Source organism: Paraburkholderia gardini (genome assembly GCF_907164575.1).
In the GTDB taxonomy this organism is placed as follows: domain Bacteria; phylum Pseudomonadota; class Gammaproteobacteria; order Burkholderiales; family Burkholderiaceae; genus Paraburkholderia; species Paraburkholderia gardini.
In genome coordinates, this window is record NZ_CAJQYY010000013.1 from 114,584 (window position 1) to 129,109 (window position 14,526).

The 14,526-nt window shown below is 61.9% G+C and carries 10 protein-coding genes; 3 read left to right on the plus strand and 7 right to left on the minus strand.

Going from position 1 to position 14,526, the window contains the following annotated elements:
• Window positions 1–121 precede the first annotated feature (121 nt).
• The 5 genes from LPA34_RS13005 to mnmC all read right to left on the minus strand — a co-directional run bounded on the left by LPA34_RS13005 (window position 122) and on the right by mnmC (window position 7,522).
• On the minus strand, window positions 122–838 hold the full coding sequence (locus LPA34_RS13005) for a glutamine amidotransferase (RefSeq protein WP_228978682.1): 717 nt from the start codon (window positions 836–838) through the stop codon (window positions 122–124).
• A 157-nt stretch (window positions 839–995) separates the two neighbouring features.
• Window positions 996–1,634, minus strand: coding sequence for a MarR family winged helix-turn-helix transcriptional regulator (locus LPA34_RS13010; RefSeq protein ID WP_228978683.1), 639 nt, complete (start codon window positions 1,632–1,634; stop codon window positions 996–998).
• A 623-nt stretch (window positions 1,635–2,257) separates the two neighbouring features.
• Window positions 2,258–3,373, minus strand: a complete 1,116-nt coding sequence (locus LPA34_RS13015) for a YbdK family carboxylate-amine ligase (RefSeq protein WP_228978685.1) — start codon at window positions 3,371–3,373, stop codon at window positions 2,258–2,260.
• 93 nt (window positions 3,374–3,466) lie between these two features.
• Window positions 3,467–4,666: a cation:proton antiporter gene (locus tag LPA34_RS13020; protein ID WP_228978686.1), complete on the minus strand. Its 1,200-nt coding sequence runs from the start codon at window positions 4,664–4,666 to the stop codon at window positions 3,467–3,469.
• An 888-nt stretch (window positions 4,667–5,554) separates the two neighbouring features.
• A complete protein-coding gene (mnmC, locus tag LPA34_RS13025; protein ID WP_228978688.1) occupies window positions 5,555–7,522 on the minus strand; it encodes a bifunctional tRNA (5-methylaminomethyl-2-thiouridine)(34)-methyltransferase MnmD/FAD-dependent 5-carboxymethylaminomethyl-2-thiouridine(34) oxidoreductase MnmC in 1,968 nt (655 codons plus the stop codon).
• 437 nt (window positions 7,523–7,959) lie between these two features.
• On the opposite strand from mnmC, the gene LPA34_RS13030 reads away from it, so the two are divergent.
• Window positions 7,960–8,238 carry an HU family DNA-binding protein gene (locus LPA34_RS13030; protein ID WP_074262967.1) on the plus strand — a complete coding sequence of 93 codons (279 nt, stop codon included), beginning with the start codon at window positions 7,960–7,962 and terminating at the stop codon, window positions 8,236–8,238.
• A 57-nt stretch (window positions 8,239–8,295) separates the two neighbouring features.
• Here the strand turns inward: LPA34_RS13030 and LPA34_RS13035 are convergent, their stop codons facing one another.
• The gene (locus LPA34_RS13035) at window positions 8,296–9,594 is read right to left on the minus strand and encodes a GTP-binding protein (RefSeq protein WP_228978690.1); all 1,299 of its coding nucleotides are present in this window, start codon (window positions 9,592–9,594) and stop codon (window positions 8,296–8,298) included.
• Between the two features lie 218 nt (window positions 9,595–9,812).
• Window positions 9,813–10,250 (minus strand): lytic transglycosylase domain-containing protein, encoded by a 438-nt coding sequence (locus LPA34_RS13040; protein ID WP_228978692.1) that lies wholly within the window; start codon window positions 10,248–10,250, stop codon window positions 9,813–9,815.
• Window positions 10,251–10,717: 467 nt separating this feature from the next.
• Between LPA34_RS13040 and gspD the strand changes: the two genes are divergently transcribed.
• Both gspD and gspE read left to right on the plus strand, forming a co-directional pair.
• On the plus strand, window positions 10,718–13,012 hold the full coding sequence (gene gspD, locus LPA34_RS13045; RefSeq protein WP_228978695.1) for a type II secretion system secretin GspD: 2,295 nt from the start codon (window positions 10,718–10,720) through the stop codon (window positions 13,010–13,012).
• Complete coding sequence (gene gspE, locus LPA34_RS13050) at window positions 13,009–14,523, plus strand: type II secretion system ATPase GspE (protein ID WP_228978696.1); 1,515 nt, start codon at window positions 13,009–13,011, stop codon at window positions 14,521–14,523. Before gspD ends, gspE begins: the two co-directional genes overlap by 4 nt.
• Window positions 14,524–14,526: the final 3 nt, after the last annotated feature.

Below are 14,526 nucleotides of genomic sequence, written 5' to 3' on the forward strand. Positions count from 1 at the left end.
CTACCGCCGTGGCGTCAGGTGTCGTGCTCCTGGCCCTTGCCGACCATGCGCTCTTTGCCATGCTCACCGAGCGGCGCGATGACGCCCGTCAACACGGCATCGACGCGAACCACAACACCGCTCATGATTTCGCCTCCACGTGGTCGAGCCACTCGTTGAACATCGCGCGCGACGCTTCTTCAAGACGCGGACCAAAACGGGCTGTATCGGCGCGCAACTGCAACACGTCGACGCCGTCGGTTCCACCGATTTCCGACGCGTTGCCGATCAGCCATGGCTCGAAGCGGTCGGCGCGAATTTCCGGATGACATTGCAGGCCGAACACATGGCCGCCCCACGCGAACGCCTGGTTTTCGCAGTCAGGCGTGGAAGCGAGACGCGTGGCGCCCGCGGGGAGATCGAAGGTATCGCCGTGCCAGTGAAACATCGACGTTTGCGCGCCGTCCAGATGACGAACCGGCGACGCGCGGCCGGCGTCGGTGAGCGCGAGCGGTGCCCAGCCGATCTCAGGCCGGGTGCCTGCGTAGACCCGCGCACCCAGCACCCGCGCGATCAGCTGCGCGCCAAGGCAGATGCCGAGTGTCGGCAGACCGGCGGCGATGCGCCGTTCGATCATCGATACGAGCGGAATCAGCGTCGGGTAATGCGCGTCGTCACATGCATTGATCGGGCCGCCGAGGATAACCATCAGCGAAGACGCCACCGGATCCGGCGCCTCGATGCGTCCACGGCCGACATCGAGATAGCGCACCGGACGCCCGCGCTCGCCGAGCACGAGTTCGAGGCTGCCCAGATCTTCGAAGTGCACATGGCGAATGGCCAGAACTTCGTGATTCATCGGCAGTTCCTGTTCCCGAAATAGACTCGAAGATAACGATCCGGCCCGTGCATTGCCGGGCGACGCTACCGTACCGCAGGCCGGTTCGCAACGGACAACGACGCCCGATACAGGCACGTTCCCCGCCAACCCGCCGTGCGGCACGGCAGGTTCGCGCTTACTGCGCGAAGATTTTCCAGATTTTCTTCTGTGTCGCGACGTCGGCGGTTTCGTGGACAGTACAGTCCAGACGCACATTCGTATCCGACATTTTCAGCTCGAGCAGCGCGCAGTAATGCGGCGTCTTCTTCGGATTCCTGCTCGGAACAAAATGCGTGCACGACAGACACATGCGATGCGGTGGAATCGTTTCCTGCGCTTCGAGCTGATGGATCGTCTTCAGCAGCGTGCGATAGAACACGGCCTGTTCGTCGTCCTTCAGCGTGCCGACTGCCCTCGACAAAAAATCAGGCCATTGCGCCGCGCGCTTTGCCGCCGTCCGGCCACGTGCCGTCAGACGCACGGCGAGTGCGCGGCCGTCGTCGAGTGCACGCCGCTTTTCGACGAGACCCTTGCCTTCAAGCGTGCTGACCGCATCGCTGGTGGTGGCGGCGGTCAACGCCGTCTCGCGTGCGATTTCGCCGAGACGCATCGGACCCTTGCGCTGCATCAGCAAGACAAGAATTTCACCCTGGGTCGGCGTGAGACCCGCGCCTTCCGCCCATTCCCATGCCTGGCTTCGCATGGCCGTGCTCAGTCGCAGCAAGGTGTGGGTCACCCGCCCGGTTGCCTGCTCTCCGTAGACGCCTTCGCTCATAATCTTTCGTTCGTTAATGACAGCATGCTGCCGCGTGGTTGGCCTTCGGCGATAAACACGCCGGCAGCCTGTGTGGGGACGGTCCCATCCGGGAAAGGCGGGCCGATTCTAACTATCTCAAAAATATTCTGCTTTGCACGCCTGTTAGGGCGCGTTGTGCAGCAACACTCTTTCATTTCGCTGTGAACCGTCAGCCGTGTTTCTTCGAACAGGGCGACGCGACCACGTCACAGCGTCAAAACCGACATTCTATGCGAGTGCGGCCAATCGTACAGCTAAGTTATCCAGTGCGTGCTGTGGATAACCCCGGGATATCCCATGAAATGGGTGTGCACCGATTCTTGATAACTGGAACCAGGGCCTCCAGGGTGGATGAAGTTATCCGCACTTCCCGGTGAAGACACCCATCGGATCCGCACGGTTGTGGTTTACGCAATCCATTGACTTTGCAGGGAATTCCTTCGTTGTCCACAGATGAAGCCCGTGCTTGTTAACTATTACTACAGATGTATACGTAAACATTGAATAAAGCTGGGGAAGCCCTGGCTGGAAAATGAAAGTCGAAAAAAAACCCGCAAAAAGCGGGTTCCGTCACGTGACGACAACAGGCTGCGGGCGAAAAATCACGCCCGCCATTGCAGACACTGTTGCCGCACCGCTTCATGCAGCGACTTTTCTTGCGAGAACACGCTGCGCAGCCACGTCGCATCGTTGACCTGACCGCGCGCGATCGCGCCGACTTCGGCCAGCGCGTTGCCGGATCCCAGTGCGTCGGCGTGCGGCGCGATGCGATCGAGTGTGGCGAGAATGTCCTCGGAAATCGTACGGCGCTCGCCCGTCTGCGGATCGATGCATGTGCCGGCCAGACCGAAGCGGCAGGCTTCGAACCGGTTGAACGTGTAGACGAGGTAATCGTCTTCTTTCGGTATCAGCGGTTTGTCGAGCAGCAGATGACGCGCAAGCGTCTGGATGTAGCAGGCAATCGCAGCGGCGCGGTCGACGGACATCGGCGTATCCATCACGCGGACTTCGATCGTGCCGAAACCGGGCTTCGGCCGGATGTCCCAGTAGAAATCCTTCATGCTGTTCACGACACCGGTGTGAACCATCTTCGAAAAATACTCTTCGAAGCTGTCCCACGTCAGCACGAACGGCGCGCGGCCCGACAGCGGGAAGGCGAACACCGAATTCAGACGCGCGGAATGAAAGCCGGTATCGACGCCCTGCACAAACGGCGACGAAGCCGACAACGCGATGAAATGCGGAATGAAGCGCGACATCGAATGCAGCAGGAACAGCGCGCTGTCCGGATCGGGGCAACCGATGTGCACGTGCTGGCCGAACACGGTGAACTGCTTTGCCAGGTAGCCGTACAACTCCGACAGGTACTGGAAGCGCGGCGTATCGACGATCTGCCGGTCGCTCCACTGCTGGAACGCGTGCGTGCCGCCACCACACAGCCCGACGTTCAGCCTGTCGGCCGCGGCGACGAGCGTATCGCGGATCGTGTGCAGGTCGGTCACAGCCTGCTCGTGCGTCGTGCAGATGCCCGTCGACAGCTCGATCATGCTCTCGGTAATTTCCGGCGTGATGTTGCCGGGAATCGGTTCGTCCTTGATGAGGCGAAGAAGATCGCTGCCGGCTTTGGTCAGATCATAGTCATGGGTATTGACGATCTGCATTTCGAGCTCGATCCCGAAAGTGAACGGTTTCGAGTCGACAAAGGGTTCGAGTGACATGACGTCCCTTGGATTGGCTGACTGGACCGGCGAGGCGCCTGAGCGCCGGCCGGCCGCAATCGTTGTGAATTCAGGTTTGCTCCACGCGAACGACTACTCGCGGCGTTCTCCCACAAGAGCAAGGCTGCGATAGACGAGCCACGGCCCGACAAGCTGCAGCACGACAATCGAACACATCACGACGGCACGTAGCTGCGGATCGAAATTCGGATACAGGTCGTAGGTATCGTCGACGAGCAGATACGCGAGCGCGGACATCGGCGAAAGCGATAGCCCGAGCGCCACGCCCTGCTTCCAGTTCAGGCCGCTCGGCTTCGCGAACGCGAGCACGCCGACCAGCTTGCCGACCAGACGCGCAACAATCAGGCCCAGTGCCGCGACACCGCCGAGCGCGATGTCTTTCCATTCGAACGACGTCAACGTCAGCACGAACAGGATCACGGTCAGGAGCCACCCGGCCGTGCCGAAATGCTGCGGCCACAATTGCGGGCGGGCTTCCAGATTCTTCACGATGATGCCCGCAGCCAGCAGACTCAGGATCGTCGACAGCTTGAACAGATGCGCAATTGCGATCGCGAGCAGCACCAGACCGAACAATGCGACGAACGAATGTTCATCCTGCATGTTCATGCGTCGATAGAAGAAATTGCACGCGCGCGCGAGCGCGAACGCCAGAACAAACGAGCCAATCAGCAGGTAAAGCGGTTGCAGGATCGTGGCGAGCGCGTTGCCGTACACCTCCTGATGCAGCCAGCTCGACGCGAGCTTTTCGATCACCACCGCATACATGCTGTTGAGCGCGGTCAACGTCATCAGACGTTGCGTCACCTGCCCTTCGGCACGCAGTTCGGTTTTCAGCTGGATCACCATCGCGGGCGACGTGGCCATCGCGATCGCCGCGAGCACCATCGCGACCATCGTCGGCACCTGGAGGAACAGCAGCACGGCGAGGACGAGCGCGAACGTGAGCGTCGACTCGGCGATGCTCGAGAGAATCAGCCACGGGTTGCGGCGAATCCAGCGCAGATCGAGACGGCTGCCGAGCTCGAACAGCAGGAGGCCGAGCGCGACATCGAGCAGTGGACGCGCCGTGCCGGAACTGGCGTCGATCACACCGAAGCCAGCCGATCCGGCAATCAGGCCGATCACGGCATAGCCGGAGATACGCGGCAAATGCCATGCGCGATAGCAGAGTTCTCCGCACAGACCGGCCGCAAGCAGCGCGAGACCGGCCCAGAAGATCGCGTCGGGCGCAAACGGCAGGGTCGGGAAAAATGAAAACGCCGACTTCATCGTGGTGGCTTCTCCTTTGCAGTAACAACCATGCGGCGAGAACCGGCAAACGTCCCGGTGACGGAGTGAACGCGGCTCGCACTGGTGGTCGCGATCGCGTTCGTTATCGATATGACGTTCGTTATCGATATGGCGCTGCGCCGACGGGCGTTGCAGATTGTCGATCGGGTAAAAACTGAGGCGGTTGCGCGAAGACCGATTGACTGCGGACGGCGAAGCCCGCGTGTGTATTCAGGCAGCTTGCCAGACACATGTGTACGAACGCCGTCGACCTGTGAATCAGATTGTTGTTGACCGGCAACCGTTCCGTGAATGCGCACCCTGGATGGAACGAGGCGTGCGCATGAAGAACGGCGATTGTGCCACAGGTTTTTCTGAGTTGACCGAAAAGGCCCTAACGTGAAGGCAAAGCGGTAAAACGTACGTTAACTTTATGAAGACAGGAAAAAACGACCGTTTTGAGGACTCGTCCGCGTATAGCGTGAGGCGTTTCCGGGTGAAGTCCGTTGATCGAAATGGTGTGAATGCCTGGACGCCGCCTTTTTGCGTCGAGGCCGTTTTGGGTTTTGCGGTTTCAGGTTTGATCCGGTGCGAACGCCCAGGCTCCTTTGTTTATATGTTTACCTGTATGTATACGTAGTAACAGTTAACAAAGGCATCGCATTTCTGTGGATAACCTGTGTTTACCGAAGCAGATCATCACGTTAGAAAACGCATAACCGCACGCACAGCATGTGCGGGTCTCGCGGGCTTCGATGAACAACTTTTCCGATAAAGACGCGCCGCGAGAGTTGTCCCCTTTACGTCCACATCGGGTCCACATGAGTTGATGCCGCTTTTCTCACGGTTATCCACAGACAGACGTGGATAACTTTTCGCATGACCATGCTATCGAACGGTCCCTTGCCGCAACGCACGAAGCAGAAAACGCGCGGGATCGATGGATTCGGCGAGGTCACGTTCGATTGGCCAGGGCTCACCTTCGATCTGGGACGCGATCAGTTCCGCTCCCAGCGCAGCCCACACCAGTCCACGCGAGCCATACGCAAATGCGCAGAAAAGACCCGGTGTGCGTGGCAAATCAAGCGGCCATGCACCGCGAAGACGGTCGGCCTGGTTCGCGGCTTCCGCTTCATCGGCAAGCATGCCGATCATCGGCATGCGGTCCGGCGCCACACATCGAAACGCGACGCGGCCATCGAGCGCTTCAGCCTTGAGCGGATCGATTGCGTGATGGAGTCCGGGCAGCATCTGCGCGAGGCGCACCAGATTTTCGGCGTGTCCGTTTGCGCGTAATGAGGTATCGGGATCGTCGAGGTCGTAGGTCGCGCCGGTCAGCGTGAGGCCACTCGCGAGCGGAACCGCGTAACCCTCGCCGATCACGGGCAGATGCAGTCCCGGCACCGTACCCGACGGCAATACGGTCAGCTGGCCACGCACGCTGTGTGTCGTCGCGTAACGCAGCCCGGCAATGCGAGCGGCATCATGTGCGTTCGCAACAACGACAACAGGCGCCCGCTCGACGATCCGCCCGCTGTCATCGAACACGTTCCACTGATCGCCGTCCCGTTCGATGCGCGCGACGTTCACGCCGAAGCGCCGGTCGAGCAGCGAACCCGCGGCTGCGCATTGCGCAGCGCACAGCGTCGCGGGTTCGATCCAGCCGCCTTCCGGGAAGAACCAGCCGCCGTTCGCTACGTCCACGTTCGCGAGCCGTCGTGCTTCGTCGCGGGACACCGGCGTGACGTACCCGGACGGCCACGCAAACGAAGCGAGCGATGCCGACATCGCACGTGCTTCGTCGTCGTTCCCTGCAAGCTGAAGAAGTCCTGAAGTGCCCCGCGCGAGCGGATGGCCTGCATCGGCGAGTGCCGACCATCGCTGCAATGCATAAAGAAAGCCCGCGCGCGTGATGCGCGACGCGACACTGTCATCGCGCGAGAGCATCGGATGAAACACGCCCGCGGGATTGCCAGATGCTTCGCGCGCGATGCCATCGTGTCGTTCGAGCGAACTCACATGCCAGCCGCGCGCGGTGAGCCGCTCGATCACCGCGCAACCCGCGAGACCGGTGCCGATCACGACCGCGCGACGTTCAGCGACAGCAAGCGGCATCGGTGGATCATGTCGGCGCACCCGCCAGCGCGGCGCAAAACGTCCAACCAGCATTGCGCGCTTCCAGCCAAAACCGTCGACCTTGCGATACTCGAAACCTGTCTGTAAAAGCGCACGTTTCACATCGCCGGAACTGGTGTACGTGGCGAACGTTGCGTCGTCCCCGGCGAGACGCGCGAGCTGCCTGAAGAGTTGCGGCGTCCACAGGTCGGGGTTTTTTGCAGGCGCAAAACCATCGAGGTAAAACGCGTCGGCGCGTAACCAGAGCGATGCAAGCGTAGCGCCCGCCTCGCCGAACACAAGCGTCAGCGTGACGCGACCTTCATCGAATTCGATCCGGTGAGTACCCGGAACCATTGGCGGCCATGCATCGGCAAGTGTGCGTGCAAGAGAAACGATCGATGGATCGGAAACCGTCGCGTCATACGCGCGATGCAGATCGTCCCTTGAAAAAGGGTGTTTTTCCACCGAAACGAAATGCAGCCGTTCGCAACGTAAGGGGTCGGCGCGCCAGGCGGCCCACGTCATCAGGAAGTTGATGCCCATGCCGAAGCCCGTTTCCAGCACCGTGAAAACGCGTCTTTCCTGCCAGCGTGCGGGCAGATTGTTGCCCTGCAAAAACACGTACCTGGCCTGGGCAAGACCGCCGACCGCGCTGTGATAGATGTCGTCGTATTGACGTGAGAATGGCGCGCCGTTGTCGCGAAAGGCGAGCGTGGCAGGGATCAGCGGCTCGGTCATGCAGGCAGAAAGAGAACGTCGAGAGTGAGGAACAAAGCGTGCTGTAAAGCACTGGAAAGCCCGTGTTACAAGGGTTACCCGCCGATATACCGTCGCTCGGGCGTTGGCAAAAACCAACGCTGGCGCGGTGTTCAGGCCATCCACGTGAGTGGTTTGATGCGTTCCAGGGGGAAAAAGGCCCAATCCGCGTCCAATCGGAACTCGATCGGGCAAGGAACCGTGTAAATCTTCGAAACCCTTATCCTGATTGGGTTTGCGCTGCGCTATCATAGCAGGCGCCGCACAGGGAAGCGGCAGCACGGCCGTCGCGTGAAAAGCTTCGCGACGCGTTTGTCCGGAGCGCTCCGGTCACCGTCGCTGCTCGACGGCGCGGCACGCGCACGTATAATCGGCGCGTTCGCGCTGTTCGTGTCAACCTAAACCAGAAAGGAACCTTAATGAACAAACAGGAACTGATCGACGCCGTCGCAGGTCAGACGGGCGCCAGCAAAGCTCAAACCGGCGAAACGCTGGACACGCTGCTTGAAGTGATCAAGAAGGCCGTGTCCAAGGGTGACGCAGTCCAGTTGATCGGCTTTGGCAGCTTTGGTTCGGGCAAGCGCGCAGCACGTACGGGCCGCAACCCGAAGACCGGCGAAACCATCAAGATTCCGGCCGCCAAGACCGTCAAGTTCACGGCTGGTAAAGCGTTCAAGGACGCAGTCAACAAGCGCTAGGCTTCAAGAGCCTTGTGTTGACGCCCGCCATCGGCGGGTTTTTTTTCGTCTGCGTTTCTAGTGATGGTGGTGGCCATGATCATGATGATGGTCGTGATCGTGATGATCGTGGTCGTCGTCATCATCGAGATCCCACGCGGGGAACGGATCGGCAAACGCTTTCCACGCTTCCGGACCGGACGCATATTCGTCGTCGTTCAGCAGGCACGCATCGAGTCTCGCGCGCCATGCGGGTGCATCGATATCGACGCCGATCATCACCAGTTCCTGGCGACGGTCGCCGATGCTGAAGTCGTTGGCATCGCCGTACCAGTCGGCGGCGATTTCGTTCATCAGTTCATCGTCGCCTTCGGGCCATTCGCCGCGATCCTGCGCGGCCCACCACGTGCCAGCGGGCGCAGGCCGGCATGTGCCACCCGCCTGCGAGAGCGTGCCGCCGATCTCGTTGCGCGTGGCCAGCCAGAAAAAGCCCTTGCTGCGCAGCACACCCTTCCATTCTTCATGCAGCAGCGCCCACAGACGCGCCGGATGAAACGGACGGCGCGCGCGATAGACGAACGTACTGACGCCGGCATCATCCGCGTTCATGTGCGGTTGCGGATCGTGATCTTCAGTGAGCGTGACGAGCCAGCCGGCGGAACCCGACGTTGCATCGAAGTCGAAGTGCTGTGTATCGAGCACGTCGGCAGGCGCGACATCGGCGTAATGGCTCACGATCTGCACGGCGCCGGGATTGATGTGCGTGAGAATGCGTTGAAGCCGCGCGAGCGCTTCGTCGCTGACGAGATCCGGCTTGTTCACCACCAGCACGTCGCAGAACTCGACCTGATCGACAAGCAGTTCGACGACCGTGCGATCGTCGTCTTCGGTCGTGACGATGCCCGCTTCGGCCAGTGAACCGGTTCGCGCGAAGTCAGTCAGAAAACGCGACGCATCGACGATCGTCACAGTTGTGTCGAGCCGTGCGATGCCGGCGAGCGGAGTGTCGTCGTCGTTCTCGCCGTCGCCGAACGTGAGGCTTTCCGCAATCGACATGGCGGTGGAGGCGCCCGCCGCTTCGACGAGGATCGCATCGAACTGCTGCTCGCCGGCAACGCGTTCGATATCGCCGGGCAGATCGTCGCTCGCCGCGATCAACGCGCTACCGTTTTTCAACGCGATTCGTTTTTGCGTCGCGCCGTGCGTCGTTTCGGACGCGCGCACGAGTGTCGCATCGAGTTCGATCGCGGCGACATCCGCGACGATCACCGCAATGCGCAGGCCAGCCGCGTTCGCGAGGATATGTTCGATGAGCGTGGTCTTGCCCGCGCCCAGAAAACCGGAGAGCACGGTGACGGGCAGTGGCGACAGGTTCATTGCGGTCAGAAAGCGAGAAGAGAAGAAAGGCGTGCCGGGCGCAAAACCGGGGTGCGGGCGAGCGGCAGGACGAAGCCGCATTGTGCATCAAACGTCGCGAGGCCGCGCGAATCCGCCGCCCGGCAAGTGCACGCATGGACGCGCGATGCACAACGTCCGGCAACCGGCCGGCTGGCGTTCGAGGAAGACTGGCAGAAAACCCGCGTGCGGCGAAATGCTCAGCGCAGCAGGTTCCACTTCTGGAGAATGGCCGCGATCTGCTTCGCGTATTGATCGCGTAGCGTCGGCGTTTCCGAATGGTAGGCGCCGACTGCGTTCCACGTATTACCGTATTTGTTCATCTGGCGTCGCAGATGCCAGGCGGCAATGTAGACATTCTTGCAGGGTTGCATCAGCGTATCGGTAGAAATGCCGTATTGCGACAGCGTCGCGAGATGGACGGAGTTGATCTGCATGATGCCGTAGTCGGTCGAACCGTTCGCATTCTTGTGCAGGGCGTCGGGCCGGTTGTGCGACTCCTGCCATGCGATCGCACGCAGAATGAGCGGATTGACCTTCTGGTAACTGGCCGCCTCGTCAAAGCAGTCGGCGCGTGCCGGCGCGGCGGCGAACCACGCGCAGAGCCCGATAGCGACAGTGACGAGAGCTGGTTTCATCGGTCAAGATGACTAAGCAAATAGCGGTGAGGAGACGATGCGATGTCCGTCGTCGCGGCCCGACATCGGGGAAAACCCGTGCCTTTCCGGATGCGTCCATCGCATGGAACCGCCCGTATCATACCGGCAGCCTGTGACGGGTCAAGGTTGGCTAACCGACATAAGTCTGCAGATTCCGGAGAGTATGTCTTCGACATTCGACGTTCGAGGTCGCGCAGAGGCTTTCATGAAGTTGACGAACGCGCGCGTCGATTAGAGGAAACGCACTGCCGGGGGGCTTTTTGTGAGAATGTCGTCATAAAAAGCTGTTACTGTTCATTTTTTTTCGGGCCTCAGATTGGCGTGCGTCCGGCAGACCGGCAGGCGTCAGGGCGAAGGGGCTGCGCCCGGCCGGCATGTCCACTGTGCATGACCGTCGGCGACGGCTGTCGTCGGCATTGACATCACATTCCATGAGAAGAAATCGTATGGCATTGCGTCGCGTCGCCACGGCGCTGCTGGTTGCTGGATTGATCACCTCGCAGATCGCACACGCACAGGTGACCCTCAACTTCGTCAACGCGGACATCGACCAGGTGGCCAAAGCGATTGGCGCTGCAACCGGAAAAACGATCATCGTCGACCCACGCGTCAAGGGTCAGCTGAACCTCGTTTCCGAAAATTCCGTTCCTGAAGATCAGGCGTTGAAGACGTTGCAGTCCGCGTTGCGAATGCAGGGTTTCGCACTGGTTCAGGATCATGGGGTGCTGAAGGTCGTGCCCGAAGCCGACGCCAAGCTGCAAGGCGTGCCGACCTATGTCGGCAACGCGCCGGCCGCGCGCGGCGACCAGGTGGTGACCCAGGTCTTCCAGCTGAAGAACGAATCGGCGAACAACCTGCTACCGGTGCTGCGTCCGCTGATTTCGCCGAACAACACGATTGCCGCCTATCCGGCCAATAACACGCTGATCGTTACCGATTACGCGGACAACGTACGCCGTATCGCGCAGATCATCGCGGGTGTCGACACCGCCGCGGGCCAGCAGATTCTGGTCGTGCCGCTGAAAAACGCCAACGCGCTCGATATCGCGACGCAGCTTTCGAAGATGCTCGATCCGGGCGCGATCGGCAGCACGGATGCCACGTTGAAAGTGTCCGTCACCGCCGATCCGCGCACCAATTCGCTGCTGCTTCGCGCATCGAACATGCAGCGGCTCGCGGCGGCGAAGACACTCGCCCAGCAGCTCGACGCGCCGAGCAGCGCGCCCGGCAACATGCACGTCGTGGCGCTGCGCAACGCGGACGCGACAAAGCTCGCGAAGACCTTGCGCGGGATGCTTGGCAAGGGTGGCGACACCGGCTCGTCGTCGGGTTCGAATGAAGCGAATTCGTTCAACCAGAACGGCGGCGGCGGCGTGTCGGGCAGCAATTCGACGGGCACGGCGGGCACGCCGCCGCTGCCGTCGGGCGGACTCGGAAACAGCTCGATGGGCTCGCCGATGGGCGGCAGTGGCGGAGGATACGGCGCGAATGGCAATTCCGGTTCCGGCGGCCTGCTCGGCGGCGACAAGGACAAGAGCGACGACAACCAGCCGGGCGGCATGATCCAGGCGGACGCCGCGACCAACTCGCTGATCATCACGGCGTCCGAGCCGGTGTACCGCAACCTGCGCGCGGTGATCGACCAGCTCGACGCGCGGCGCGCGCAGGTTTATATCGAGGCGCTGATCGTCGAGCTCAACTCGAACACGAACGCCAATCTCGGCATTCAGTGGCAGGTCGCGAACAATTCGGTCTATGCCGGCACGAACCTGTCGACTGGCGCGAGCAACAGCATCATCAACCTGACGGCGGCGGCCGCGGCGACCGGCGCCACGGGCGGTCTCGCCGGAGCGCTCGCGGGCCAGCAGCTCCAGCAGGGGCTCAACGTCGGCTGGATTCACAACATTTTCGGCGTGCAGGGACTCGGCGCGCTGTTGCAGGCGCTGTCGCAGACCGCCGACGCGAACGTGCTGTCGACGCCTAACCTCATCACGCTCGACAACGAGGAAGCCAAGATCGTCGTCGGCACGAACATACCGATCCAGACGGGTTCGTATTCGAACCTCACGAGCGGCACGGCGAGCTCGGCGTTCAATACCTACGACCGCGTCGACGTCGGTCTGACGCTGCACGTCAAGCCGCAGATCACCGACGGCGGGATTCTCAAGCTGCAGCTCTACACGGAAGACTCGGCGATCGTGAACGGCACGACCAACGCGACGACCAATCCGGCGGGCCCCGAGTTCACCAAGCGTTCGATCCAGTCGACAGTGCTCGCCGATAACGGCGAAATCATCGTGCTGGGCGGCCTGATGCAGGACAACTACCAGGTCAGCAACAGCAAGGTGCCGCTGCTCGGTGATATCCCGTGGATCGGCCAGCTATTCCGTTCGGAGCAGAAGAACCGCAACAAGACCAACCTGATGGTGTTCCTGCGTCCCGTGATCATCAACGATCGGGACACAGCGCAGGCCGTGACGTCAAACCGCTATGACTACATCCAGGGCGTGCAGGGCGCGTACAAACAGGACAACAACCTGATCAAGGACAATGATGATCCGGTCGTTCCGCCGATGCCGATCGGCCCCAGCCAGGGCGGCACGCCCGCGCTGAACCTGTTCGATCTCGACCAGATGCGTCGTCAGCAGATGGCGCCGCCGCCGGCCGCCGCTCCGGCGCCTGTTCCCGCGCCGGCGAATGGCGCGGCGCGGAGCATCCAGTCGCCGGGAGCGCGTCCGTGACGCAGGCGCCTGCCCAGCCACCGCATCGCGCTCCCGGCGGCGATCCGGCTGGCGAGCGCGAGGCGCCCTCGCCGCTCGCCGCGCGGCTCGTGCCGTACGGCTTCGCGAAGAGCGGCCAGATTCTCGTCGCGCATCAGCACGCGGACGGCCTCGAAGTCTGGATCAGCGATCGCACGACCGATGCGGCGCTCGCGGAAGTCGCGCGCAATTTCGGCGCGCTTTCGGTGGTGCGCCTGTCTGCCGACGAACTCGCGCAGGCGATCAATCAGGCGTACGCGCGTCAGGATGGCAGCGCGGCACAGGTGGTCGGCGAAGTGGAAGGCGAAGTCGATCTGTCGCGCCTGATGCAGGAGATTCCTGAAGTCGAGGATCTGCTGGAATCCGAAGACGACGCGCCGATCATCCGCATGATCAACGCGCTCCTTACGCAGGCCGCGCGCGAACAGGCGTCGGATATTCACATCGAGCCATTCGAGACGTCTTCGGTGGTGCGGTTTCGTGTCGACGGCACGTTGCGCGACGTCGTGCGTCCGAAGAAGGCGCTGCACGGCGCGCTGATCTCGCGCATCAAGATCATGGCGCAGCTCGATATCGCCGAGAAACGTCTGCCGCAGGATGGCCGCATCACGCTGCGCGTCGGCGGCCGGCCGGTCGACGTGCGCGTCTCGACGCTGCCGACCGGCCACGGTGAGCGCGCGGTGCTGCGTCTGCTGGAAAAAGACGCGGCGCGGCTGAATCTCGAAGCGCTTGGCATGCCCGCCGACACGCTCGTGAAATTCGACAGGCTGATCGGGCGTCCGCACGGCATCGTGCTCGTGACGGGCCCGACCGGCTCCGGCAAGACGACGACGCTGTACGCATCGATGTTGCGGCTCGAGACGGCCACGACGAACATCATGACCGTCGAGGATCCGATCGAATACGACCTGCCCAGCATTGGCCAGACGCAGGTCAACGAGCGGATCGGCATGACCTTCGCGCGCGCGTTGCGCTCGATTCTGCGGCAGGACCCGGACGTCATCATGATCGGTGAAATCCGCGACCTCGAAACCGCGCAGATCGCGGTGCAGGCATCGCTGACCGGTCACCTCGTGCTGGCGACGTTGCACACGAACGACGCGGCATCGGCGGTCACGCGTCTCACCGACATGGGCGTCGAGCCGTATCTGCTCGCGTCGTCGCTGCTGGGCGTGCTCGCGCAGCGGCTCGTGCGGCGGCTGTGCCCGGCGTGCAAGGAAGAACGCGTCGAAGAAGACGGCAGCGTGCGCTGGCATCCGGTCGGCTGCGACAAGTGCGGCCACTCCGGTTATGCAGGACGTCGCGGCGTGTACGAACTGCTGCTCGTCGACGAGTCGATTCGCGGGCTGATTCACCGCAACGCCGCCGATGCGGAAATTCTCGAAACGGGCCGCGCGCAGGGTATGCGCACGCTGCGCGAGGATGGCGACCGCTGGCTCGAATCCGGGCTGACGTCGCTCGAGGAAGTGATTCGCGTGACGGGCGGAGTGTAAACA